This is a genomic window from Methanosphaera sp. ISO3-F5, assembly GCF_034480035.2.
Classification (GTDB): Archaea; Methanobacteriota; Methanobacteria; order Methanobacteriales; family Methanobacteriaceae; genus Methanosphaera.
Genome location: NZ_CP118753.2, coordinates 1,175,470 through 1,200,227 on the forward strand (window position 1 = coordinate 1,175,470; position 24,758 = coordinate 1,200,227).

26 protein-coding genes are annotated in these 24,758 nt (G+C 27.8%); 18 read left to right on the plus strand and 8 right to left on the minus strand.

Annotated elements, in window-relative coordinates:
- Positions 1-40: 40 nt before the first annotated feature.
- Entirely contained in the window at positions 41-487 is a 447-nt protein-coding gene (locus PXD04_RS17000; protein ID WP_323736006.1) for a hypothetical protein, read from the minus strand.
- A gap of 516 nt (positions 488-1,003) precedes the next feature.
- On the opposite strand from PXD04_RS17000, the gene PXD04_RS17005 reads away from it, so the two are divergent.
- The 3 genes from PXD04_RS17005 (at position 1,004) to PXD04_RS17015 (ending at position 2,253) form a co-directional block, all read left to right on the plus strand.
- Positions 1,004-1,432: a hypothetical protein gene (locus PXD04_RS17005; protein ID WP_323736007.1), complete on the plus strand. Its 429-nt coding sequence runs from the start codon at positions 1,004-1,006 to the stop codon at positions 1,430-1,432.
- 17 nt (positions 1,433-1,449) lie between these two features.
- On the plus strand, positions 1,450-1,929 hold the full coding sequence (locus PXD04_RS17010; RefSeq protein WP_323736008.1) for a hypothetical protein: 480 nt from the start codon (positions 1,450-1,452) through the stop codon (positions 1,927-1,929).
- A 129-nt stretch (positions 1,930-2,058) separates the two neighbouring features.
- Positions 2,059-2,253: a hypothetical protein gene (locus PXD04_RS17015; RefSeq protein ID WP_323736009.1), complete on the plus strand. Its 195-nt coding sequence runs from the start codon at positions 2,059-2,061 to the stop codon at positions 2,251-2,253.
- Between the two features lie 7 nt (positions 2,254-2,260).
- Here the strand turns inward: PXD04_RS17015 and PXD04_RS17020 are convergent, their stop codons facing one another.
- The 4 genes from PXD04_RS17020 to PXD04_RS17035 all read right to left on the minus strand — a co-directional run bounded on the left by PXD04_RS17020 (position 2,261) and on the right by PXD04_RS17035 (position 5,242).
- The gene (locus tag PXD04_RS17020; protein ID WP_323736010.1) at positions 2,261-3,013 is read right to left on the minus strand and encodes a carboxymuconolactone decarboxylase family protein; all 753 of its coding nucleotides are present in this window, start codon (positions 3,011-3,013) and stop codon (positions 2,261-2,263) included.
- Between the two features lie 92 nt (positions 3,014-3,105).
- Positions 3,106-3,636 carry a TIGR00730 family Rossman fold protein gene (locus PXD04_RS17025; protein WP_323736011.1) on the minus strand — a complete coding sequence of 177 codons (531 nt, stop codon included), beginning with the start codon at positions 3,634-3,636 and terminating at the stop codon, positions 3,106-3,108.
- Positions 3,637-3,651: 15 nt separating this feature from the next.
- Positions 3,652-4,167: a hypothetical protein gene (locus PXD04_RS17030; protein WP_323736012.1), complete on the minus strand. Its 516-nt coding sequence runs from the start codon at positions 4,165-4,167 to the stop codon at positions 3,652-3,654.
- A 19-nt stretch (positions 4,168-4,186) separates the two neighbouring features.
- Positions 4,187-5,242 (minus strand): XRE family transcriptional regulator, encoded by a 1,056-nt coding sequence (locus PXD04_RS17035; RefSeq protein ID WP_323736013.1) that lies wholly within the window; start codon positions 5,240-5,242, stop codon positions 4,187-4,189.
- A 93-nt stretch (positions 5,243-5,335) separates the two neighbouring features.
- Between PXD04_RS17035 and PXD04_RS17040 the strand changes: the two genes are divergently transcribed.
- Positions 5,336-6,301, plus strand: a complete 966-nt coding sequence (locus PXD04_RS17040; RefSeq protein WP_323736014.1) for an exonuclease domain-containing protein — start codon at positions 5,336-5,338, stop codon at positions 6,299-6,301.
- Between the two features lie 136 nt (positions 6,302-6,437).
- A complete protein-coding gene (locus PXD04_RS17045) occupies positions 6,438-7,775 on the plus strand; it encodes an NCS2 family permease (RefSeq protein ID WP_323736015.1) in 1,338 nt (445 codons plus the stop codon).
- Positions 7,776-7,830: 55 nt separating this feature from the next.
- Here PXD04_RS17045 and PXD04_RS17050 read toward each other — a convergent pair whose 3' ends face one another.
- Positions 7,831-8,154: a DUF2085 domain-containing protein gene (locus PXD04_RS17050; protein ID WP_323736016.1), complete on the minus strand. Its 324-nt coding sequence runs from the start codon at positions 8,152-8,154 to the stop codon at positions 7,831-7,833.
- Positions 8,155-8,210: 56 nt separating this feature from the next.
- On the opposite strand from PXD04_RS17050, the gene PXD04_RS17055 reads away from it, so the two are divergent.
- On the plus strand, positions 8,211-8,759 hold the full coding sequence (locus PXD04_RS17055) for a DNA-3-methyladenine glycosylase I (protein WP_323736017.1): 549 nt from the start codon (positions 8,211-8,213) through the stop codon (positions 8,757-8,759).
- On the opposite strand, the gene PXD04_RS17060 is transcribed toward PXD04_RS17055, so the two are convergent.
- Positions 8,756-9,352: a DUF2284 domain-containing protein gene (locus tag PXD04_RS17060; protein WP_323736018.1), complete on the minus strand. Its 597-nt coding sequence runs from the start codon at positions 9,350-9,352 to the stop codon at positions 8,756-8,758. The two genes, PXD04_RS17055 and PXD04_RS17060, sit on opposite strands and share 4 nt — an antisense overlap.
- 320 nt (positions 9,353-9,672) lie before the next feature.
- Between PXD04_RS17060 and PXD04_RS17065 the strand changes: the two genes are divergently transcribed.
- The 10 genes from PXD04_RS17065 (at position 9,673) to PXD04_RS17110 (ending at position 21,760) form a co-directional block, all read left to right on the plus strand.
- Positions 9,673-11,043, plus strand: coding sequence for a UbiD family decarboxylase (locus PXD04_RS17065; RefSeq protein WP_323736019.1), 1,371 nt, complete (start codon positions 9,673-9,675; stop codon positions 11,041-11,043).
- Positions 11,044-11,057: 14 nt separating this feature from the next.
- Positions 11,058-13,121 carry a hydantoinase/oxoprolinase family protein gene (locus tag PXD04_RS17070; protein WP_323736020.1) on the plus strand — a complete coding sequence of 688 codons (2,064 nt, stop codon included), beginning with the start codon at positions 11,058-11,060 and terminating at the stop codon, positions 13,119-13,121.
- A 1-nt stretch (position 13,122) separates the two neighbouring features.
- Complete coding sequence (locus PXD04_RS17075) at positions 13,123-14,844, plus strand: hydantoinase B/oxoprolinase family protein (protein ID WP_323736021.1); 1,722 nt, start codon at positions 13,123-13,125, stop codon at positions 14,842-14,844.
- 3 nt (positions 14,845-14,847) lie between these two features.
- Entirely contained in the window at positions 14,848-15,210 is a 363-nt protein-coding gene (locus PXD04_RS17080; protein ID WP_323736022.1) for a hypothetical protein, read from the plus strand.
- Between the two features lie 198 nt (positions 15,211-15,408).
- Complete coding sequence (locus PXD04_RS17085; protein WP_323736023.1) at positions 15,409-16,302, plus strand: cation diffusion facilitator family transporter; 894 nt, start codon at positions 15,409-15,411, stop codon at positions 16,300-16,302.
- Positions 16,303-16,311: 9 nt separating this feature from the next.
- Positions 16,312-17,019 (plus strand): class I SAM-dependent methyltransferase, encoded by a 708-nt coding sequence (locus tag PXD04_RS17090; RefSeq protein WP_323736024.1) that lies wholly within the window; start codon positions 16,312-16,314, stop codon positions 17,017-17,019.
- 952 nt (positions 17,020-17,971) lie between these two features.
- Positions 17,972-18,394, plus strand: coding sequence for a hypothetical protein (locus tag PXD04_RS17095; protein ID WP_323736025.1), 423 nt, complete (start codon positions 17,972-17,974; stop codon positions 18,392-18,394).
- A 172-nt stretch (positions 18,395-18,566) separates the two neighbouring features.
- Positions 18,567-18,734: a hypothetical protein gene (locus PXD04_RS17100; protein ID WP_323736026.1), complete on the plus strand. Its 168-nt coding sequence runs from the start codon at positions 18,567-18,569 to the stop codon at positions 18,732-18,734.
- 177 nt (positions 18,735-18,911) lie between these two features.
- Positions 18,912-20,774: a hypothetical protein gene (locus PXD04_RS17105; RefSeq protein ID WP_323736027.1), complete on the plus strand. Its 1,863-nt coding sequence runs from the start codon at positions 18,912-18,914 to the stop codon at positions 20,772-20,774.
- Between the two features lie 8 nt (positions 20,775-20,782).
- Complete coding sequence (locus tag PXD04_RS17110; RefSeq protein ID WP_323736028.1) at positions 20,783-21,760, plus strand: M24 family metallopeptidase; 978 nt, start codon at positions 20,783-20,785, stop codon at positions 21,758-21,760.
- Here the strand turns inward: PXD04_RS17110 and PXD04_RS17115 are convergent.
- Positions 21,755-22,618 (minus strand): TMEM175 family protein, encoded by an 864-nt coding sequence (locus tag PXD04_RS17115; protein WP_323736029.1) that lies wholly within the window; start codon positions 22,616-22,618, stop codon positions 21,755-21,757. The two genes, PXD04_RS17110 and PXD04_RS17115, sit on opposite strands and share 6 nt — an antisense overlap.
- 98 nt (positions 22,619-22,716) lie before the next feature.
- Between PXD04_RS17115 and PXD04_RS17120 the strand changes: the two genes are divergently transcribed.
- Complete coding sequence (locus tag PXD04_RS17120; protein ID WP_323736030.1) at positions 22,717-23,865, plus strand: aldo/keto reductase; 1,149 nt, start codon at positions 22,717-22,719, stop codon at positions 23,863-23,865.
- A gap of 91 nt (positions 23,866-23,956) precedes the next feature.
- Positions 23,957-24,679, plus strand: coding sequence for a hypothetical protein (locus PXD04_RS17125; RefSeq protein WP_323736031.1), 723 nt, complete (start codon positions 23,957-23,959; stop codon positions 24,677-24,679).
- Positions 24,680-24,758 lie beyond the last annotated feature (79 nt).

The window sequence follows — 24,758 nt, forward strand, 5'->3', positions numbered from 1 at the left end:
TAACATATATAGTTTTTTTTATGAAATATCTTTTTGAATATTAGATGATTTTTAATGTAATTAATCCTAACTTATTTCTGTATCTGTCTACACTTTTTGGATGTAATTTGAAAATAACTTTATCTGCATTATTTAAATTATTAAAAAATTTCTTAGATAATGTAAATGAAGTAGTGGGAATTCTATCTTCTTTAATAGATTTTTTTCGTCTATAAATTAAGTTTACAGTAATATAAGTTACAGGTAATGATGGTTTAGTATCTGTAACTATAACTTGTCCATAAGTATTTTCTTCTTTAACTAAATATAATGAATCATCCTTAATGTTAAAGAATTCGTATAATTCTTGTGGAAAACTTGTGAAATAACTTATATAAGTTTTTTCTTGTCCAGATTTTGATTGGATTTTTCTTGAATCCTTATTAAGTTTTAAAATCCATTTAGTGGATATAATTCCTTCTTTAAAATTCTCTGATAATTGAATCATAATATCCCTAACATTGTGAAAATACTTTTAAAATATTAATTGATTTATTCAAATCATTTCCATTGTTAAGTGTAATACTATCAGAATTTCTATTATTTAAGTCTCTTATATCTTTAAATTTATTCATCATAACTTTTTCCTTCTAAATTTTAGTATAAGAGTAAATAATATAAAATAAGAAAATCGCTATGTTTATTAATACAAAATAATAAACTATTAAGCGTACATGTAAAAATGTATACCATAATTAAGGAATATTTCTAGTTTATATTACTCTTGTATACGCCAATACACAAGATAAGAATAATATATTCTAGATTTTATTCTTATTTTAGTTATTTACTACTTATTTTCTTAATATATTTTTAAAAGCATTTAAATCTTTTTTATAATTTTTAATATATCATAGGTTAATAATAAAAACTATAATTTTCCCTAACCGTGATAACAGAATTTCATTCTGTTTATATAATAAAATTTTAAAATTTTTAATTATCAAAGAAGGGAGGATTAAAGTTGGATAAAAAAATATTATTAGGCTTGTTAGTGATATTTACGGTCATGATAGGATTATCAAGTGTAAATGCAGGACTATTTGATTTTGGAAGCAGCACCAATAATGATATAAATGTTTCAAATATTGAAATAGTTAACCAAGGTTATTCTATGTATGATGTTAATTGTGAAGTAACACCAAAAAAAGATTTTAACTACCTTGAAATGTATGTAATATTCTATGATTCAAATAATGCAGTGGTAGATAAAAGCGTTATGGTATGGAATATTAATAACCCTACTAAAGATCAAGTTATAAAAGTATCAGGTAAAGCATTTATGACTAACAATAATGTTGAACCAACAAGAGCTGAAGTATATATCACTGACTCTGTTGGAGATACTACACCAGAAAACGCAATATTTTCTCAAAATGTAACAATGAATTAAATAACTAAGGTGAAATGATGAAAACATGTCCTCAATGTAAATCTAATAATGAAGACATTGCAAATCACTGTACTAACTGTGGATATAACTTCGTACAAGAACAAAATAACCCTAATGCAGAAGTACAGAACATTCCTGATAAATACTCTGAAAATGAGTTAACAAATACTAATATGCAACAGAATATTCCACAAAATAATGTTAACTATCAACAATACCAAAATCCTAATCAGGGATATAATAATCAGCAAGTCAGGCCTCAAAATCAAAAGAGCAAAGCTGTTGGATTAATTTTAAACATATTAGTGGTAGGATTAGGTTATGCTTATGTGGGTAAGTGGGGTGAAGGAATAGTATTATTTGTAGTATATCTATTAATGTGGATTTTAGGTTTCGCATTATTGTTCCCATTTATTATAGCAATAGCATTATGGATTTACTCATTAATAAAAACTAATCAAATGATAGATAATTATAATAATGGACTTCCGTATTAATTGTATGTGTATTAATTGTGTTATATGAAATATGTTTAATCTCTAACCTTTTTTATTATTTTTTTTTCAAAAAATATTTTTAATAGTATAAACATAAAAATTAATATAATTTATTTGGAGGATAATTTTATGGTAGATGCAAATATGATTACTGGTTTGTTATCAAATGGTAAATTATCAGCTAGTGATATAACAAAATTAGTAGGAGAAAAAAGTCCATTACCAGTTCCTGAAGCTATTGTTCAAGGATTACTTGATCAACTAGTTAGTCAAGGAAAAATAAATAAAACTGAAGAAAATGGTGAAATGTATTATCATTTATGATAATTATTCAATCTTTTTCTTTTTGTGTTTCTTTATATACTTCGTTTAGTATTGCTAATGCATTATGTGTTCTTGGAAAGCCGATGTATGGTATTAATACTGTGATTACACTAACTAATTTTTCTATATTGTTTCCTAATTCTAGGTTGCCCTTTGCATGTATTCTTAATTGATTTTCACATCCTCTTAATGAGAGTATGTATGTGAATGACAGTAATTCTCTGTCATTGTCTGATAATCCTGTTCGTGTATAGAAGTCTCCGAATGCATAGGATGATATGAAGTCCCATATGTGTTTTTGTCCTTCGGGGGTGTTTTCTATGTTATTGTCTATGAATTTTTTTCCAAAATTTCTTGTTTGAATTTCATATCCTTCCTGTAACCTATCCTCGTATTTAACTGTTGTTTGTGATGGTAATGGTAATTTAATCTTTTTCTCGTTAAATATTCTGTTAGTGATTTCAAAGAAGTCATATGTTTTTGATAGTCCAATGTATGCTAATGATTGGTACAGTATTTCTTTTATTTCTATAGGTGTGACACCTATATCAAGTGCTTTAATAATCATCTTTTCATATAAATTATAGGACTGATTACTGACAAGACAAGCAATAATAACAATTAAACGCTCCCTATCACTAAGAACACTTTCATTTAAAACCTGTTTAGACACAAAATTATCAAGAATACACGTCAAATCAGGATCAGTTTCAACTAAAACAGAATCAAGATTTGAAATAATTTCTATATTTTCATTCATAATATAACCCATAAAAGTTTTACTAATTAATAGATATGAATATTAAAATTAAAAAAAGTATCAATAAAAAAAAGATAGTTCCAATTAGAATACTAAAAAAAATATTCCAATGTTTCCTGAACTGTTGTTGTAACAACAAAAAGATCATTATTACCAGAATCAACAAAACCTTCATCAATCATTTCATTCAACATATCCAACATCTTATCAAAGAAATGATTATAATTAAAAATAATAATGGGCTTTTCATGTAATCTAAGTTTTTTAAGAGTTAAGACTTCAAAAAATTCATCTAAAGTACCAATACCACCAGGAGTAACAAGAATACAATCAGAATTTTCTAGAAATTCCTTCTTCCTATCATCCATACCACTAGTAATAATTAATTTACTATAATCTTCAAATAAGTCCTCAAAATCACTCATCAATTCGGGATAAATAGAAATAATTTCACCATCATTATCATAAACTCCCCTGGCAACAGCACCCATAAGACCTTCAGCACCTCCACCAAAAACAAGACAATGTCCATGTTTTGCAATTTCAACACCTAAAGAATATCCAACTTCCAGAAAGTCCTTGTCAATGTTTCTGCTTCCAGCACCAAATAAACAAATTCTCATATAAATCGCCACAGTTTAAGTTTCTTTTAATAGCAACTGGTCAAAATTTATTGTCATATACTTCTTAGAATTTATTGAAAGATTATCCAATAGTAACTGAGCCTCATCGATAGTTATAATATTATCATTATATTCATTAATAATAAAATCACTAATTTGCACAGATTCAATATTAAACTCATTGAAATTATCATTATTTCTATTAGATAATATTGTTAACTTATTATATTTTGCAATTGTTATTGCCGCAGATTCAAGTTTTCCCCGTGATTTACATTCAATACCCTTAATTAATTTCTTATATAATAGGAATTCATCTGATTCAACTTCAAAATCTTCTAGTATAATGAACTTATTTTTTAATAATTTTTTTATAGATTTTTGTAAATCTTCACCCATTTTACATTTAAATTCATCATATACAATTTGAGGAATCACTATATTTGAAAAAATCTTTGTTAAAATTTTATTATCTGCCATTAATAATGAATACAAACAATCAAACTCATAAATTAATAGTTTATTCTTCAATCTAATCAATCATCCGTAATTAATTATATACTAAATTATCATAAAATCCATCAATTAATAATTCATTCATTTTACTTTCACTAATTAAATCATTTTCATAAGTTTTATTAACCAGCTTAATATAATTGCCTAAGATCATGTTTTTATCTTCGGAATAAGGTTGATACAGTTTTAAATCATATCCTCTTAATTCAGCATTATACATAATATCAGGACTGAATTCTTCAGCAGTACGTTCACTTATTTTACCTAAAGTCTTCAATCGTCTAAGCATAGCTCGATGACTTATTTGGAAGTATTGTTCTGCTTGTATAACATCATCCAATGTCCATTCTGTAATATTATTTTCTATTTCAAAATTATATAATGCACCATTACTCATTAATAATGATGATGCAAAAATGTCAGCTTTCTTTTCTATTTCATCATTCTTATGGTCTATATCACAGTTAATGAATTCATCATCATATTTTAAATGGTATATTTCATGGGCTAAAGTAAATCTTTGTCTTCCTAGGGGATGTCTTGAGTTGATAAAGATTATATTCTGGTTTTTAGTTTTAATAGAAGATCCGCTAAGATTATCTTCTGTTTCAAAGAAACATATTGTTACATTATTTATTTTTTCAAGAACTACCCTAAAAATGTCAATAGGAGTATATTCATCAATTTTCCATAATTTCCTACAAATTGCTGCTTTTTCATATAATTCAAGATAGTCTTCATCAAATTCTTCATTATTATTTGTTAAACTTTCTGTTTTGTCTGCTAAAAATTCAATATTTCTGATAATCTTATTCATATTAGCTATTGTATCTAAATTTAGATTTTCGACATTAGACCTGAATGCAATGTTATGTTTTGTTTCATCTTTTATTCCAGATGTAATATATTCTTCATCACAATTATATAATTGACATAATTTTTCTAATGAAGATACTTTTAGTTTTCTCTGATTATTTTCTAATTTAGCTATTTGACCTTGTTGGAAGTCAAGATATTTAGCTATTTGTTTTTGCGTAAAATGATGAGATTTACGTAAAAGTTTGAGTCTATCGCCGATAGTTTCAGTCATATTGAAACCTCCATAATAATAAATACTTTAATATATATGTATGGAATATATAGTATAAATAATTATTTAAGGCCTTATTCCAGGAGTAACATTATGGATAAATTTGTAGTACTTGATATAGAAAGTCCAAACACTTATTTTAATTCGGTATCAGCTATAGGTATAATAATAGTTGAAAATAACAAAATAACTGATAAAATATATAGTTTAATCAATCCAGAAGATGAATTTGAGGAAGATATTATTGAACTCACTGGCATAACACAGGAAATGGTTGAAGATAAACCTACATTCAATGAATTTTGGCCAGAAATAGAAGAACTACTAGTAACTAATACTATTATTGGACATAATATAACATATGATTTAACTGTTATCTCTAATTCATTAGAAAATTATAATATCAATGTTCCAGATTTTAAATATATTTGCACCTATAAATTATCTTATAATCTTCTGAAACTGGAAGCATATTCATTAGAATATATTATGAATCAATTAAATTATGATTATGATGCACATAATGCATTAGCTGATGCAGAAGCAGCATATTACTTATATAAACATCTGGATAATTTACAAAAAATAACACCAATTAATCAGAAAATTTTCTGTAATAAAGACAAGAATAGCAGTATAAACGAAAAATTATATCCAAATATAAATGAATTATATGGTATGATACTAGAATTCAGATATAAAGAAAAAATAACAGAAAATCAGATAAATCTCTTCAAAGAATGGATAAATAAAAATAAGGAATATTCGGATATTAAAGAAATAAAGAATATAATCATCAGATTAAATAGCATAATAACAAAGAATACACTAAACAAAGAAGATAAAATAAATATTTCAACAATAGTTACTAGTGTAAACAAATCCAAAAAATATTCCAATGAAGAACTTAATTTACAAGTTTTAATAGGAATAATAAAAATGTATAAATGTAGCAAAGAAAATAATACTGATGAAAAAGAATTTTTAAAAAAATGGTTAACATATTATACATTACCTAACTCAATTAATGCCTCTATTCTACTTAAATCACTGAATTAATTATCTTTACTCAAAATATAAGTTATATGATATTCAAATATAAATATAAATGTTATATTGATTTTATTATAATTTACTTTATTGAAACTTTAAATTATTCAATAAATAGCATATTTTTATAATTTGGTGATTTTATATGTTAAATAATTTCTTTAAATTAGAAGAAAATTATACCGATATAAAAACAGAAATTATAGCTGGAATAACAACTTTTCTTGCCATGGCTTATATTTTAGGTGTTAACCCTGCAATGTTAGCAGAAGGAGGAATGCCGGCTACGTCCATATTTTTCTCCACAGCTTTAGCATCTGGAATTGCATGTATAATTATGGGATTAATTTCCAATTATCCTATAGGGTTAGCTCCAGGTATGGGTATGAATGCATTATTCACTTATACTATTATATTATCAATGGGTAATTCCTGGCAAGCAGCTCTATCAGCTGTTTTTATAGCAAGTATTTTATTCTTTATCATAACAGTATCTGGTCTAAGACAAGTAATATTAGATGCTATTCCATTAAACCTAAAACTAGCTATAGGTGCGGGTATAGGATTTTTCCTAGCATTTATTGGTTTGCAAGGTTCGGGAATTATTGTATCTGATCCTTCCACTATTGTAGGTATGGGTAATATTCTATCAGCTCCAGCTTTACTGGCAGTTATAGGTATATTATTAACATTAATTCTTTACATAAGAAAAGTACCTGCTGCAGTATTTATTGGGTTAATAGTTACAGCAATAATTGGAGTTATATTCACATTATGTGGTTATGGTATTGGAGAAACAGCAATGCCCGTACTTCCTACTCAGATAATATCTTTTAATTTTGATACCACTGTGTTTTTAGGATTCTTAAATGGTTTTGGGGAACTGTTCTCAAATATTCCCAATCTGGTGATGATATTGTTCTCAATTATCTTTGTAACATTCTTTGATACTACTGGTACATTAATTCCTTTAGCAAAAGAATGTGGATTTGTTGATGAAGAAGGTAAGACAAAGGGTATAGAAAAAGCATTTATGGGTGATGCTGTTGGTGGAATTGTTGGTTCTGTACTTGGAACCAGTACTTTAACTGCTTATGTGGAAAGTGCTACAGGTATTGGTTTAGGTGGTAGAACTGGATTAACTGCCATAGTTACTGGGATAATGTTTTTATTATCTATTTTCTTTGCACCAGTTGTGTTATCTTTATTCACATCATCTGTTACTACCTGTGCATTAGTAATTGTTGGTATATTGATGATTGTTCAATTGAAAAATATTGAATGGGATAATCTTATCGTGGCAAGTTCAACTTTCATGACTATTATCATGATGTTATTAACTTATTCAATATCACTTGGTATAGCTTGGGGATTCCTTGTTTATGCTATTACTAGTTTAGCAACTAATAATACTGATGATATTAATTGGATAACCTGGATTATGGTTATTATATTTGTATTATATATCTTCTTTGGATTATAATATGTTAAAAATAGTTTTAATGGATAAACTTAAATCCATTCTAGTTTTCTTTTTTTTAGATTAATTGCATGATAATTATTTTAAAGATTCTTGCTGTTATTACTAGGCCTATTGCTCCTATAATTCCAGTGATTAATCGTAGATAATTGTTACTTTCTCTTAGTCCCATATATTGTGTTGTTCCATCTATAATATAGGGTAATTGTATTAGAATAGCAAATATTAGTAAGTTATATGAGTAATATACTGGAACTAGAAAAGAGTATATGCAGTAGCCGATAGTTCCTATTATTAAACCTGTACACCTAGCACATACAGGGAATTGATGTCCTCTGAAAAAGAATGACCTATCCGGTCTCTGATGGCACAAATATTTCATGAAACTCATAATCTTATATAGTTTTTTATAATATATATTAATTATAGGTGCATATTATGAATAAAAAACGTTGCGAATATTTTGCTGATAAGGAAGATATTTATATTGAATATCATGACAATGAATGGGGTACTCCTGTTTATGATGATCAGAAATTGTTTGAAATGCTTCTTTTAGAATGTTTTCAAGCTGGTTTATCCTGGATTACTATTCTTAAGAAACGTGAACATTTCCGTGAAGCATATGATGATTTTAATTTAGAGAAGATTATATGTTATGATGAGAATAAAATTGAAGAACTCATGAATAATAAGTTAATAATACGAAATAGGAGAAAGATTGAAGCATCAATCAATAATGCCCGTATATTTAAGGATATTCAGAAAGAATTTGGTAGTTTTTCAGATTATCTCTGGTCTTTTACTGATAATAAGGTTCTTAAGGATACTGATGAAAATTATCTTACAAAATCCAATACTTCTGATTTATTATCCAAGGATTTAAAAAAAAGGGGAATGAAATTTGTGGGTAGTGTAACAATTTATTCTTATCTGGAAGCTGTTGGTATCATCAATAATCATACTCATGATTGTTATAGGTACTAATATAATAATCCCATGAGTAATGTTAGATATGATGGAATTTTTCCTTCATCTTTATTTATCCATAATATCTCTGTATCAAATATTTCTTCTGTGGTCTTTGAAACTAGTGCTCCTAATGATTCCATACTATATAACTTGTTTTTAGGATACCTGCATGGTTTTTTGTCTTTTCTTGTGCATTTATTACATAAATTACAGTATCCTGTGGATAATATCATTGCATCATCGTATTCTTCGGGGTTCATCACTTTTTTATGTAGTTCCTGGAGAATTTTACGTTTTTCATTATATAATGTTATGTTTAGTATGATGTCTATGTCTCCTTTTGAAAATTTGTTTTCTGTAATGAATTCATCATAATTTAGTTTTAACAGGATTAAATCTATGTTAGCATATTTTTTCCATACTTTTAGTATGTCATCTTCGAAGGGTGGACATGACCAGTTGTTATTGTATTGGTCACATATTTTGCATGTTTTTTCTGTAATTGTAAAATCCACATAGTCTTTATAGTATTTTGAGACAGGCATTGTTTTTGTTACTTTTTCTAGTGTATATGATTTTTCAAAGCGTAGCATTTGATTATTATACATTTTAACTCCTTACCTGTAATTTTATTATCATTTAATATCATTTTATTTATTCAGTATTATTGAATAATCATAAGTTTTTATATTTCATTTTATTGATATACTCATGATTAATAATAATTATATGTTCCAAAATACTTGAAAAAAGAGTCTTTTTTTAAATCAAAACTGATTTATATAAAGTTTTATAGAAAAAAATCTAAAAATACTGATTATTATAGCAAAATACATTTATATAATTGATTATATAATGATTACTAGAAAACCTGTTATAAAATAATATATTATAATAATCATAATCAATAAATCAATGGTGAAAATATATGTCAAAACAAGATTGGAGAAACTTAATAAACAAATGGGAAAAAGATGGAACAATAAAACACGTAACAGAAGAAGTAAAAAAAGAATATGAAATAAGCACATTCATGATAGAACTAGAAAAACAAAACAAATACCCAGTAATGATATTTGACAACGTAGAACAAAACAAAATACCAGTAATCACAAACGTACTAGGAACACGTGAAAGATTTGCACAAGCAATGGGCGTTGAAGGAAAAAATGTTGCAGAAGAATATGCAAAAAGAATAAAAAATCGTATCGACACATTTAAAATAATAGAAAACCCACCATTTCAGGCAAATTCAATGATAGGAGACGAAGTAGACTTATACAAATTACCAATAATAACCCATTTCCCAATAGATGCAGGACCATACTTAACTAGTGGACTAGTAATAGCCAAAGATCCAGAAAGCGGTTCAGAAACATTAGGCTTCCATAGAATGCAACTAAAAGGAAAAGATAAACTAGGCATATCATTACATTCCAGACAAAGATTATGGGAATACTTCCGAAGAAGCGAAGAACGAGGAGAAAACCTTGAAGCCGCTATCGTAATAGGAGTACATCCAAACATATCACTCGGTTCACAAGCACTAGTACCATACCATAAAGGAAAATATGGAGCAATAGCAGGATTATTCGGAGAAGAACTAGAACTAGCAAACTGTGAAACAGTAGACATACAAGTACCAGCATATGCAGAATTTGTAATAGAAGGAGAAATATTAGCAAATGTAAGAGAAAAAGAAGGACCATTTGCAGAATTTACAAACTATGCATGTCATAGAAGTACTGAAAACTTATTTAAAGTCAAAGCAATACATTACAGAGAAAAACCATTATTCCATGATTTAACACCCGGATTTAGCAGCGAACACATAACAGTAGTAGCAATACAAAGAGAAGGAGACGTTCTTAATGCACTTAGACAAACATTACCTAATGTTAAAGCAGTAAGTTGTCCAGTATCAAGTTGCGGAATATTCCATTGCTACATATCCATGAAGAAAATAGCCGAAGGACAGGCAATGCAAGCAGTATTCGCAGCATTTGCTGTTGACCATCATATTAAACTGGCAATAGTAGTGGATGATGATGTGGACGTATTTAATGAACAAGAAGTATTATGGGCTATGGCAACAAGATTACAGGCAGATAAAGATGTAATTATAATACCTCAACATATGGGTATGGGTGAAACTTTAGACCCATCTACTGATGAATTAAGCAGAACCAGTAAGATGGGAATTGATGCAACCAAACCATTAGAAGGATTTTCACCTAAAATAGAAATGAATCCTGACGTAGAAGAAGCAGTTAAACGTTTAAACAAATATGTAATGTAAGAAAGTGATAAAAAATGTTAAAAATTGCAATAGATACTGGTGGAACATTCACAGATTATACCTCAATAGGTAGTTTAAACAATGAATCTGAAGAAAAGATTTTTATCAAAAATCCAACAAATCATAAAAATCCAGCTGATGGAATTATTAATGGTTTAAAAGAGTTAGCTGATAAATGGGGTTGTAATCTGGAAACATTATTATCAAATACCTCACAGATTAGTCATGGAACAACACTTGCCCTTAATGCTTTAATAGAAAAGAAAGGAGTTAAAACTGCACTGTTCACGACCGAAGGTTTTCGTGATGCATTAGAAATCAGACGTTCACAGTTAGATAACCAGTGGGATATTCGAGCAGTTACTCCACCCGTATTAGTACCTAGAAGATTACGTTTAGGAATAACTGAAAGAATAAAATATGATGGTACAATCATTAAAGAATTAGATGAAGACAGTGTAAGAAGAGCATGCAGGAAATGTGCCAGGGAAAATGTTAAATCAATTGCTGTATGTTTCTTATTCAACTTTTTAAATCCTGAACATGAAAGACGTGTTAAAGAAATTATAAACGAGGAATTACCTGATGTATTTGTATCATTATCTAGTGATATTTCTCCACAGATAAGAGAATATGAAAGAACCACTACTACTGTTATTAATGCATATGTTACTCCTATAGTTTCCACGTATTTAGAAGATTTGAAGAATAAATTATTCGAGTATGGATGGGATAAGCCAATTAATATTATGATGAATAGTGGTGGTTTATCTGATATTCCAACTATGAATAAAATATCAGCTAAATCATTACTTTCTGGTCCTGCTGGTGGTGGAATTGGTAATGAAAATCTTAGTAAAATTCTTGGAAAGAAACATTTAGTACTGGGTGATATGGGTGGTACTAGTTTTGATTTGCATATTATAGACAATAACGAAACTAAGTTAGTACCTGAATCTCGTATAGAGGGTTATCCTATTACCTTACCTATGATGGATATTAATTCTATTGGTGCCGGTGGTGGAAGTATTATCAGTGTTGATGAGGGAAAAAGAGTTCTTGTTGGTCCAGAATCTGCTGGTAGTGTACCAGGTCCTGCATGTTATAATCTTGGAGGAGAAAAACCTACTATTACTGATGCATTGTTAGTTCTTGGACTTATTGATGAAAGTAATTTTTTAGGTGGTAAAATTGAGTTATCCAAGGAAAATGCTGTTAATGCCATAAGGGAATATGTTGCAGCTCCCCTTGATATTAGTGTTGATGAAGCTTGTATCATCGTTTATAAGGTTGCATGTGAACTTATGGCTGATTCTCTCAGATTAATTACTATGAAAAGAGGTAATGATCCTCGTGATTATAGTCTTGTTAGTAGTGGTGGTGCTTTTGGACTTTTTGCTGCTAATATTATGGATTCTTTAAAGATGAACGAGGTTTTAATTCCAGTGCAGGGGCCTGTTTTCTGTAGTTGGGGAATGCTTGGTGCTAAACGTAGGTATGATATAACAAAAAGTTTCTTTATGGAGAAAAAGGATTGGAATGCTGATATGATTAATAGTATGATTATGGGCATGAAAGAGGAGTGTATTGATGAATTATTAAAGCTTGGCGTATCCCTTGATGATTGTAGTTTTGAGTTAAATCTTGAAATCAGGTATATTGGTCAGCATCATGAGATAAGTATTCCGGTTAATAAGTTAGAATTTGATGATGGTGATGTTGATATTATTGATGAACTGTTCCATGATACTCATTATGATATATATCAGTATTCTCAGATAGAAAATGATTGGGAAATTATTAATTTACATTTAGCAGGTTATGAAAATGATATAGTTAATCCATTGTTTAATTTTGATGAGAATAATGTTGATAATTATACTGTTACTATTAATGGTGAATCATTTAATTGTAGTGGAAGTATTGATGTTAGTGTTTATTCAGAAACAGATTTGGATAAAGTTATTAGAGGACCTGCTATAATTAAGTTTGATTATACTAGTGTTTTAGTTCCTAAAGGTTTTGTTTCTGTGTTGTTGGATGATGGTATGTTAAGTATTAAACTGGAGGATGATTAAATTGAATGCTGAGGATATTATTAATCGTACTGTTATAGCTAATAGGTTAGATAGTATTACACAGGAAATGGGTATTTCATTGGAACATTCTGCTCATTCACCTATATTTGCTGAAGCTTGTGATTTTGCTTGTTGTATCTGTGATTATAAGGGTGATCTTGTCAGTCAGTTAAGTGGTATTCCTATTCTTGCTACTGCTGGTTCATTTAGTGTTAAATCAGTTATTAAAAAATATGGTGCTGATATACATGATGGTGATGCTTTTATTATAAATGACCCATATGATGGTGGAAATCATTTACCAGACATAGGAATTATAACACCAGTATTTAATGATGATGAATTATTATTCTTTTGTGTAAGCAGAGCACATCATGGTGATATTGGTGGTTCAACTGCGGGCAGTTATAATCCAAAAGCTACAGAAATATTTCAGGAAGGAATACGAATCCATCCAACCAGAATAGTAGAAGACAATAATATAAATAATGACATAATGGACTTAATAACATTAAACACTAGAAATCCATCAATGTTAAAAAGTGACTTACTAGCACAAATGGGTTCAAATAATGTTGCAAGAAATCGTTTAGAAAAAATGATTAAAGAATACGGAAATGAACTGATAAAAAAAGTAGTAGAAGAAAACTTAAACCAAGCAGAAATATTAACCAAGAAAAGAATACTTGAAGTACCAGATGGTGAATACTCTGCAACCAGTTATATTGATGATGACAGCTTCCAGAAGGAACATATAAAAATACATGTAACAGTAAAGATTAAAGACGATAATTTAACAGTGGACTTCACTGGAACAGATAAACAAGTGAAAGGATTTGTAAATACAAGTATTGTCACAGCAACAGCTGCTAGTGGTATTGCATCTTTATGGTTTTTAGGTGCAGATATTCCACGAAATGGAGGGGCATTCAATGCTATAAATGTGGTTCTTCCAAAGGGGTCACTGGTTAATCCATATGAACCAGCACCAATGACATTATCCACATTAACTCCTGCTAGTGAGATAATCGGAACAATTTTCAAAGCATTGAATAAGGCTGTTCCTGACAGGTTACCTGCAGGTTACGGTAATTATATTGGACCATCATATTATGGTATTGATCCTCGTAATGGCAGATTTTATGTTGGATTTTCATTCTGTTCACTTGGAAGTGGTGGCGCTATGAATGGATTAGATGGTAAACCTTACATGTCACCAATGTCCAATTATGGTGGTGTTAAAGCACCAAATATTGAATCTAATGAAGTACAGTATCCACATATTACATTAAGACATGAAATGGAATGTGACACTGCAGGTGCTGGAGAATTCCGGGGCGGTGCAGGTATTGAATATGCTTTCCAGATTTATGATGAAAGCAGTGAAATTGTAATGTTTGGTGATGGTATTTATAATGCACCATATGGATTGAATGGAGGTAAAGATGGATCCTTTAATAAACCTTTATTTAAGCATGATGGTAAATGGATACAAACAGAATCAAAGGAATATCCACGTAAAGTATCTAAGGGTGATATAGTATCCATTCATTCTGCTGGTGGAGGTGGATATGGAAATCCATATAAACGTGACATGAATAAAGTATTGGAAGATTATCTTGATGATTTAATATCAAAAGAAAATGCTCTTAAAGTTTATGGTGTTGTAATAAATGATGATGATACACTCAATATTGAAGAAACTTTAAAAGTTAGGGGTTAAAGTATGTTTAAATTTTCATTTGGTTCAGGAAATACATTAGTTGATTATACTATTGAAAGAGTAGGTGATGATTTACATATTTCTATAACCGGTGGTGATATTCATATTGGTGGTATTGGTTTAGTAAGTAATGAAAGTTATAATATACTATCAGTTCAGAATCATAGAGAGTATGAACTTATACAACCATTAGCTAAAAGATTAACAAAATATGAGGATATAACTATCTTAATAAGTGCTGGTATACATGTTGATGACATAACTTTAGATGAGATTAAAGAGATTGTTGAAAATAATAATATAGCAATAGATAAGATAGACAAATTTATTTGTTCAGAATATGAAATGTTTCATGAATTTATGTAATAACATTTAATACATTATTTTTTTCTTATTTTTAGTTTAAACTAAAATTATAATCACAAATTTAGTATAAACTAAAATTATTACTTTTTTTATCATATAATTTAATAATTAATACTATTTTTTAGTTTAACTTAAAAATAGTTAGTTTTATAAACTAATTAATCATAATAATAATTAAATAAATATTACGTGGTTAATATGACTGAATATTATGATAAAATAAGACGTGTACTATTAATAGTCCTAATCAGTAATTTAATAATAGGTTTAGCAAAAGTACTTTATGGAATTAATACAAACGTTCTAAGTATAACTGCTGATGGTTATGACTCTTTATTAGATGCATTGACTAATATTATAGGAATAATAGCAGTATACATTTCAGGAAAACCATACGATGCAGAACACCGTTATGGTCATACAAAAGTAGAAACTTTTGCATCAATTCTAATATCTGCAACATTATTTATAGTAGCCTATGAAATTATCACAACAGCTATAGATAGATTCTTTAATCATATAGTACCAAGTATTAGTATATCCACATATAGCGTACTAATAATTACACTTATTATCACAGTAGTAATATCACGTTATGAAAAGAAAATGGGTGAAAAATACAATAGTAATCTTTTAATATCAGATAGTGAACATATTAAAAGTGATGCATTAGCAACTGGAATAATAATTCTAAGTTTAATATTTATACAGAATGGACTAACAATTCTTGATCCAATATTATCCATATTAATTTCATTAATGATTATGAAAACAGGAGCATCAATACTTAAGACCAACCTAGACATCTTATTAGACATAAACATTATTGACTGTGATATTATAAAAGATGAATTAAAATTTATTTATGGAGTTAATAACATACATAATGTAAGAACTCGCGGAACAAATTCTGCAGTATATGTTGATATGCATCTAGTAGTTGATGATAATTTAACTATCGAACAGGCACATCAAATATCTAAATCTTGTAAAAATACATTATATAAGAAGCATCCAGAAATCAAAGATATATTAATTCAACTGGAACCAAATAGTGGTTTATATGATGAAATAAACTATAAACATTTATAGTGTGATAATATGAAGAATGTGAGAAAACCTGAAGGTAAAAAAGGCGAAGAAGTATTGGAACGTATGAATAAGAATCATACCCCAGTATCATTATGGGCTTTATCACACCTTAATATAGAAGATAATGCTCATGTATTGGATATTGGTTGTGGTGGTGGAATTAATCTGGAACGTTTACATAAATTATCGCCCAATGGTAAAACTGTTGGTATTGATTATAGTAGCACAAGTGTGAAAAAGTCAATTGATTTTAATAAGGATTATGTTGAAGAGGGTAAAATTAGTGTAATTGAAGCTAATGTCCAAAATATTCCATTAGAAGATAATTCTATAGATATTGCAACTGCGTTTGAAACGGTTTATTTCTGGCCAGATATTGTTAATAGTTTTAGGGAAGTAAGACGTGTTTTAAAGGATGATGGATTATTTATGATAGTTCTTACTACCAATGGTGATAAAGATAATTTGTATGAGGATTTAAAAAAGCAAGTTGAGTTAGAAGTATATGATGATGAGGAATTGTTTTCTTTATTAAAAGATGCTGGTTTTATTGAGTTAACTGCTTTTATTAAGGTTCATGATACTAAAAAGGAACATATTAGATCATTTGTAGATGGTAGTTTTAATGAGATTATTATTGATGATAATTTTGTTGATGATGTTGATGATGGTCATCATATGGCTCCAGAATGGTTATGTGTTGTTGCAAAAAAATAATAAATTTGTATATAATTTGTACATATTAGTAACATTTATATACTATATATGCTAATTTAATATTGTGTACAAAAAATATACACATATCTATATCGTGAAGAAAGTATAAATTAATTAGCCAAAGACAAATAAACTTAAAAAACTTCACAAAACTTATTAATTAAATAATATCGGAAAAACTTAAAATGAATAAAACAAGAATACATATAATAAGAGATTTTAAGTTTTAAATACTAAAAACATAAATTAAGAAAACTTAATTTATTTTTACTTTTTTTATAATATATAAATAAACAGTTATAACAATTTAAAAATTTCATTATTAATAAAAATGGAATAATATATTTAATATTTTATTTTATAAAAAACCATAATTAAAGAAATTCTAGTAAATATATTACATTCAAGATAATTTTAAATAATAATTATTATAATAATTACAATACAATTTATTTTTTTAATATCCTAAAATATTCCATTTTTAGTAACTAACTATTTCTAGCAATATTTTAAAAACTTTATTGCTAATAATAAATTGGATTATTTTATATATAAATATTTTGTTTTTTAAATCCAAAAATAATATTATTTCTCAACACCCCATAGATTACTTACCAAGACCCCTTTGATTACTTACCAAGACCCCCCTTGATTAGTTACCAGAACCCCTTATTACTTACCAAGAGCCCTTGGATTACCTTTATATTAAACAAAAAACAACCATTAAACAAGGAAAAAAGAATGATGTATATAGGCTTATCGGAAGGGGAAGAAAGATCTATAACACATATCTTATAAAAAAAGACCTACCTAAACGGAGGATCTAAAAACTATATCTTATTTTTTTAAGATAATTTTAAGTCAATACATTTGGTGATTAAATATAAATCATCCAAATAAACTTTTAATTATTAAATACTTTACTTTATATACTTATTATTAGGTGAATTCTATGGAATTTTTTAATAAAGTAAATCTTAAACAATTTAAAACATTAAAATACATTACAGAAAATGTTCAAGATGACCATATAATGTGTAAAATAAACTGTGAATTACGATCCGATAAAATTGACACACCCTTCTATTTAGACACAGAAGTATCAATATCCCATTGCACAGGCACATATAACAAAGGAATACTACATGCAATGGATGTATTTAAACACCATCGAATGTATAATATAACAGAAAACAAATATAATGAAATTAAAGATATAATAGAATCAACATTCACACAAGATAATTCTCATATAAAAACGGAACTATCCGAAAAATCAGATATAATAAAAATAGAAGTAATGGAAGTATCCGATTTGAAGGAAATATTTAACCAATACCAAGAATTCTTTGACATTATAGACGAATTAGCTTAACAAAGCTAATCTATTCAGTTCATATAATAATTAATATTTCTTTAACAAATTTTATTTTAAAAAATTTTTTTTATTATACATATATTATTATAAATTATCAAAAATAAAGAATTATATAATAAACTTTACTTAATAATTGATTAAATTATTACTACAAGGGGATAATGTAATTATGTCTTTATTAGATAAAATAAACGATTCCATACCAGAATTAGATAATAAAGATTCTTCTAATCATACTAATTCACAAAATTTAGATAAAATTGAAGAAAAATACACTAATGCTATTCAGGAAAACAAAAAATTAAAAGAACAATTAAAAAAAAGCAAATGCCATTAATAAAAAAAACCGCACAGAAAATAACGAACTAAAAGCCTTGATTCAAGATTATAGTTCACAGATTGATTCATTGAAAAAATCATATGAGGGAAGAATAAATAATTAAAAGATCAAATTAATTTCGAAAAAGAAATTAATGAAAAATATTTAACTAAACTGGTTAAATCAAATAATGACTTGTACTCTAACATAAATGAATACAAAGATAAACAATCACAGAGTAATAAAGAATTAGTGTCCTTATTAAATAACCAACAAAAATCCCTTGAAGAGAATAAAAGAAGTACAGAAGAAATTAATGTTATTAAAGATTTAATTACTCATAAAGAGGAAGAATTTACTAACATTATTAATGAATTAAGGGAAGATTCATCCATATTAAAAAATGAATTAATGGCTGATTCTTCTAAGTTAAGGAATGAATTATCAACCCAAGTATCCAATCAAACTAATAATATTCAAAAAGCATTATCAGATAATGGAAATGAAACAGTTAACCAATTAATTAATGGGAATGAAACAGTTAACCAATTAATTAATTGGAATGAAACATTAAATCAGTTAATTAATGATAATTTCAGACAATTAAATGATAATATTTCACAGAATGATCAAAAGTCTATGGTTATTTCTTCAGCTATTTTAGAAAAAATTAATGATATAAATTATAACAAGAATTTTGAAGATATGAAATCTTTAGTAGCTGATAATAAAAAAGAACTTACCGAAACTTATGATAAAATTATTAATGTGTACAATGAGACTTCAGAAAAACTTATTGATGATGTTATGGAAAGAATTAAGGTTAGTAATAATGAATTAATTTCAAATATTTCTGATGATTCTATTAAGACTAAGATTAATATTTTGAATAAAATTTCTGATGATTTACATAGGGGTAATTATGTTAATTTAATGGCTTATAAAAAGATTAAAGATTTGAATTTGTTTGATGAAGTATATTATAAGAGAACTTATGATTATACATTGGATATTGACCCTTTATTGCATTTTATTTATAAGGGTTATGACGAGAATAAAAAACCTTCTCCAGAATTTGATCCAATGGAATATAAACAATCCCATGAAAACATTAAAAAGTCAGGTCTTAATCCGCTAGTTTATTTTGTAAACCGTGGAATAAATGAAGGAAACATTAAAATAAACAATGACTTAGAAGAAGTTAAACATATCAACAAATATACTATAGATGAGGATATTGAAAACTTTGATATTAGAGGAGTTAAAAAAAGTAAGAGAAAACCAAGACTAATAGTATCCACAACATCCGTACCCGAACATATGAATGATCTTCACTATACATTATACTCCCTACTAAATCAACAACTAAAAGCAGATAAAGTAATATTATGGTTAAATGAAGACAAATATCCTAACCAGGAAATAGACTTACCACGAGAAGTGTTAAAACTAAAACAAAACGGTTTATCAATAAGATTCACAAAAAACTATAAAAATTTTAACTCAATTATACCAGTACTAACAACATACCCTAATGATATAATCATCACAGCTAATGACAACATATACTATCCACAAGACTGGCTAAAAAACTTATATAATACTCATAAAAACAATCCAGAAAACATTATAACATATAAAACACAAAACATAACAACAAACTCAGAAAATAATATTGAAGAATACGAAAAATGGGAATTAAATAATAATCAGAAAAATATATCCTATCGTAATATAGCAAACCATAAGGCAGGAGTATTATACCCTCCTAAAACATTACACGAAGATCTCATAAATAACAACAAATTTAATAAGTATTCAGAAAACATAGATACATGGTTATGGGCTATGACCATACTTAATCATAATAAAATAAAAACAATACCTAATGACTTAATTTATGAATTAACTTATGTTAATCCGGCACGTGAAATAAAATTATTTAATAACCATAAAAAAATTCATAAAAATACTAAAACAGATATAAATACATCCCTTAAAAACATAGTAAATAAATATCCAGAAATAATAAATATTATCAATGAAGAAAAAAATTAGTGATAACAATGCAAGAAGAATATGAAAAAGCAGGAAAAATAGCTTCTAAAGTACGTAAAGAAGCAGCAAAAAAAATAACTGCAGGTATGAAAGTAATTGACTTTATTGATTGGATTGAATCAGAAATTACAAGTCAAGGTGTAGGCTTATCTTTTCCATGTAATATTTCCATTAACCAGATAGCTGCACACTACACTTCACCACCAAACGATGATACAATATTCTGCTATGGAGATATTGTAAAAATAGATTTAGGTGCAGAAGTAAACGGATACATCTCCGATACTGCTGTTACAGTAGTAGTTGAAGGAGATAATGTTGAACCAGTAGATGAACAAGGAAATCCTCTTAAAATGCCCGGCAGATTAGATGATGGTAATCCAGTAGTTACAGATGAAGATATTGAATTAAGACAAAATCTAGTGGAAGCTAGTAGTAGTGCTTTAGAAAATGTTTTAAGCATTGTAAAAGATGGTGTAACATTAAATGAGATAGGTAAAACCGTCCAGGATACTATTAATTCCTATGGATTTACTCCTATTGTTAGTTTAGCAGGTCATAGTCTTGAACAGAACAATTTACATGCTGGTATATCCATCCCAAATTATCCGGATGCCAGTACTTACACATTAAAAGAGGGAGATCATGTTGCAATTGAGCCTTTTGCCTCTAGTGGTGCTGGTATAACTAGTGATATTCCCGAGTATTATATTTATTCATTTATGAACAATAAGCCTGTTCGTAATCCTCAGGCTAAAATATTATTAAAAAATATTTCAAAAAATAACAGGTATTTCCCTTTTGCTCAAAGGCATGTGAAAACTAGTATGGACAATAATCATTTTATGCGTGCTCTACGTCCTTTGATTATGAATGGTTCTATTTATCCTCATGCAGTCCTTAAGGATAAGGCTGATGGTATGGTTGCTCAAACTGAGCATACTGTTATTGTAGAAAAAGAAGGTTGTGAAGTTACAACCTTATAATTTAACTATTTTTTTTTTTGAAAGATTAATTTTGTATATTACGTCCCTTATTGTTGTTATTACAGGTATTAATAAGAACAGGTATATGCAACGTGGGGATACATTATAATCTAATAAGTTTATGATGATTGTTAATATCATTGTTATTAGAAATGTTTCTAAAACATATTTTCTTTCTTTGTCACTTGGTTCGTTTTCTAGGAAGTTTCTGCTATATGCATAATTGTATAGGTATGTGAATGATGCTAATACTATAAATACATTCAGTCCGAATATTGCTTCTGATAGGAAGAAATGTGAATAATTACCTATTATGGATGTGGTGAATGGTATGAATGATATGCTTAATAAGAATAACATGTTTATCCATAGGTAGGGTATGTTTAATTTCCTGATTTTAATAAATTCATGATGGTAAATCCAGAATGATGCTAATAATACGAAACTAATTATTGTTATTCCTATTGTTGGAAGTAAGTTTGTTATGAATGTTATGAAGTTTGTGTAATTGGTTATTTCTATCTCGGGTAATGATACTCCGAATATTAATAATGTCATTACCATTCCAAAGATTCCATCTGTTAATCCGAGAAGTCTGCCAGGATCAATATCTATATCTATTTCCAATGCATTAATAATTCTTTCATAGTAGTTTAGTTTTTGATTTATTCTGTTTAAGTCTTCAATATTGGGATTGTCATCATTCTTAATTTCATTCAGGTCATTTAGTAGTTTTTTATATCTTTTTTTATTTTTGTGTTTGTCTTTTTCTTTGATATAATCTAGTTTCTCTGTTATGTCTTCTAACATTTCTTTAATTTCTTTTTCATCATTTGATTCTATGTTAACACTATCCACATTTTATGTTATTCTTTATATTTTTTATTCATCATATTTTTTTGTTAAATTATTTTTTTTCATTAATTATTTCAATTATTTTTATCATATATGAATATATGAAATATAGAACTTTGGGTAAGACTGGGATTAAATCATCTATTTTAGGTTTTGGTGCTATGAGACTTCCATTAAATAGTGATAATCCTGAGGATGTTAATCTTGATGAAACAAGGAAGATGTTGGATTATGCTGTGGATAATGGTGTTAACATGTTTGACACGGCTTTAGTGTATCATACTATTGATAGGTCTAAACCGGGTGTTAGTGAGACTATTCTGGGCAATTTTCTAGGGGAGTATGATGATTTGCATATTAGTACTAAGATGCCTTCCTGGAATATTTTGTCTTGGGAGTATTTTGATAAGACATTGGATCAACATTTGGAACGTTTGAATAGGGATTCTATTGAAATGTTTTTTGTTCATTCTATTAAGGATTCTTATTATGAGACTATTAAAGAGAAGGGTTTGTATGATTTTATTGATAGGGCTATTGATGATGGTCGTATAGAGCATGTTGGTTTTTCTTCTCATGCTTCCTATGATGTTTTGATGCAGATTTTATCTGATTATGATAAATGGGAGTTTGCTCTGACTCAGATTAATTATGTGGATAATGAGGAGAATCCTGGTCTTAAAGGTCTTAGGGAGTTTAAGAAACTTGATATTGGTACTATGATTATGGAGCCTTTGCGTGGTGGTCAGTTAGCTGAGAATCAGCCTGAACCTGTTAGGGATTTATTTGATAAGTCTTCTAAGGATTTTTCTCCTGTTGAATGGGCTTTGTATTATTTATGGGAAAATAGTGATATTAGTTGTGTTTTGAGTGGTATGAGTTCTCTTGAACAGGTTAAATGTAATGTTGATCTGGCTTCTAATTATAGGGGTGGTTGTTTAGATAGTGATGATTATAGGTTATTGGATGATGTTAAAAATTTGTATAGTAGTTTGAAGAATATTCCTTGTACTGGTTGTAATTATTGTATGCCTTGTCCTTTTGGTGTGAATATTCCTAAATGTTTCTATGAGTTTAATATGGATAAGCTTTCTGGTAGTAGTAATCAGTCTGTTCAGTATAGGTTCCATTTGCATGATGATAAGAAGGCTCATAATTGTACTAAGTGTGGTAAGTGTTCTTCTGTTTGTCCTCAGTCTATTGATATTCCATCTTGGTTGGGTGTTGTTGAGGATCATTTTGGTGAGTAATTTTATTTTATATTAACATAAATCTTTAAATAACATTAAGTTAATAAAATATATATACGAATATATTTTACTAATAAAGGACAGATTTAAAATGAAATTTGATTACAATAATATTCAAAATATGGATATTAACAAGATGATGAAATATTTAATATTCATTTCATTTGCAACACAATGGTCACTTATATCAATGATACTTAACTTATTTACAATGGGATTAATAAGAATACCATTATTTATACTGTTAATAATTGATGCACTATCAATGCTTGTATTTAAGGAAAAAACAGTTAAAAGACCATCATTTTTATTATCAAAATTATGGGATCTTATAGAATATATTCAAGGTTCAAGAAGTAGTCATGGTTATAGTACTGCTTCTAAATCAGGTTCTGTATCCAATACTTTTAACAATGTAACTAATAGTGTCAACAAAACAAAAAATAAAATTAAAAATATATTCAATAATATTAACAGTATAAAGATTAACAATAAAAAATATAATAAGGAACGTGAATTAAACAAATTTAGTTCAGAAATTGGTAAAAAAATAACCGTAGAATATACATCACAGGATAATAAATTACAAAAGAAAACATTTGAATACAAGGACAGAGCAACAACATACATAAAAATGCTAGAATCCAAAGGATACAAAAACTACACCAAATACAACATAAACCCAACACAAACAGAAACATACATAATATTCAACAAAAACAAAGACATAATAGACATAGAAAATAACAAAATACAACTAAAAAAACAAGACAAAAACTACAAATACGTAGTAGACGGATGGCCAAAAAAATAGAAAATAAACCAACATAATCTTCACCACCCCACAAAACCTTTTTTTAAATAAAATACAAGCAATACATACCCCCAATATA

What these genes read in the sequence shown, in the direction of transcription:
- PXD04_RS17000 (WP_323736006.1), bottom strand. Translation starts at nt 487, where the DNA reads ATGATTCAATTATCAGAGAATTTTAAAGAAGGAATTATATCCACTAAA.
- PXD04_RS17010 (WP_323736008.1), top strand. Translation starts at nt 1,450, where the DNA reads ATGAAAACATGTCCTCAATGTAAATCTAATAATGAAGACATTGCAAAT.
- PXD04_RS17015 (WP_323736009.1), top strand. Translation starts at nt 2,059, where the DNA reads ATGGTAGATGCAAATATGATTACTGGTTTGTTATCAAATGGTAAATTA.
- PXD04_RS17020 (WP_323736010.1), bottom strand. Translation starts at nt 3,013, where the DNA reads ATGAATGAAAATATAGAAATTATTTCAAATCTTGATTCTGTTTTAGTT.
- PXD04_RS17025 (WP_323736011.1), bottom strand. Translation starts at nt 3,636, where the DNA reads ATGAGAATTTGTTTATTTGGTGCTGGAAGCAGAAACATTGACAAGGAC.
- PXD04_RS17035 (WP_323736013.1), bottom strand. Translation starts at nt 5,242, where the DNA reads ATGACTGAAACTATCGGCGATAGACTCAAACTTTTACGTAAATCTCAT.
- PXD04_RS17040 (WP_323736014.1), top strand. Translation starts at nt 5,336, where the DNA reads ATGGATAAATTTGTAGTACTTGATATAGAAAGTCCAAACACTTATTTT.
- PXD04_RS17045 (WP_323736015.1), top strand. Translation starts at nt 6,438, where the DNA reads ATGTTAAATAATTTCTTTAAATTAGAAGAAAATTATACCGATATAAAA.
- PXD04_RS17050 (WP_323736016.1), bottom strand. Translation starts at nt 8,154, where the DNA reads ATGAAATATTTGTGCCATCAGAGACCGGATAGGTCATTCTTTTTCAGA.
- PXD04_RS17055 (WP_323736017.1), top strand. Translation starts at nt 8,211, where the DNA reads ATGAATAAAAAACGTTGCGAATATTTTGCTGATAAGGAAGATATTTAT.
- PXD04_RS17060 (WP_323736018.1), bottom strand. Translation starts at nt 9,352, where the DNA reads ATGTATAATAATCAAATGCTACGCTTTGAAAAATCATATACACTAGAA.
- PXD04_RS17065 (WP_323736019.1), top strand. Translation starts at nt 9,673, where the DNA reads ATGTCAAAACAAGATTGGAGAAACTTAATAAACAAATGGGAAAAAGAT.
- PXD04_RS17070 (WP_323736020.1), top strand. Translation starts at nt 11,058, where the DNA reads ATGTTAAAAATTGCAATAGATACTGGTGGAACATTCACAGATTATACC.
- PXD04_RS17080 (WP_323736022.1), top strand. Translation starts at nt 14,848, where the DNA reads ATGTTTAAATTTTCATTTGGTTCAGGAAATACATTAGTTGATTATACT.
- PXD04_RS17085 (WP_323736023.1), top strand. Translation starts at nt 15,409, where the DNA reads ATGACTGAATATTATGATAAAATAAGACGTGTACTATTAATAGTCCTA.
- PXD04_RS17090 (WP_323736024.1), top strand. Translation starts at nt 16,312, where the DNA reads ATGAAGAATGTGAGAAAACCTGAAGGTAAAAAAGGCGAAGAAGTATTG.
- PXD04_RS17095 (WP_323736025.1), top strand. Translation starts at nt 17,972, where the DNA reads ATGGAATTTTTTAATAAAGTAAATCTTAAACAATTTAAAACATTAAAA.
- PXD04_RS17100 (WP_323736026.1), top strand. Translation starts at nt 18,567, where the DNA reads ATGTCTTTATTAGATAAAATAAACGATTCCATACCAGAATTAGATAAT.
- PXD04_RS17110 (WP_323736028.1), top strand. Translation starts at nt 20,783, where the DNA reads ATGCAAGAAGAATATGAAAAAGCAGGAAAAATAGCTTCTAAAGTACGT.
- PXD04_RS17120 (WP_323736030.1), top strand. Translation starts at nt 22,717, where the DNA reads ATGAAATATAGAACTTTGGGTAAGACTGGGATTAAATCATCTATTTTA.
- PXD04_RS17125 (WP_323736031.1), top strand. Translation starts at nt 23,957, where the DNA reads ATGAAATTTGATTACAATAATATTCAAAATATGGATATTAACAAGATG.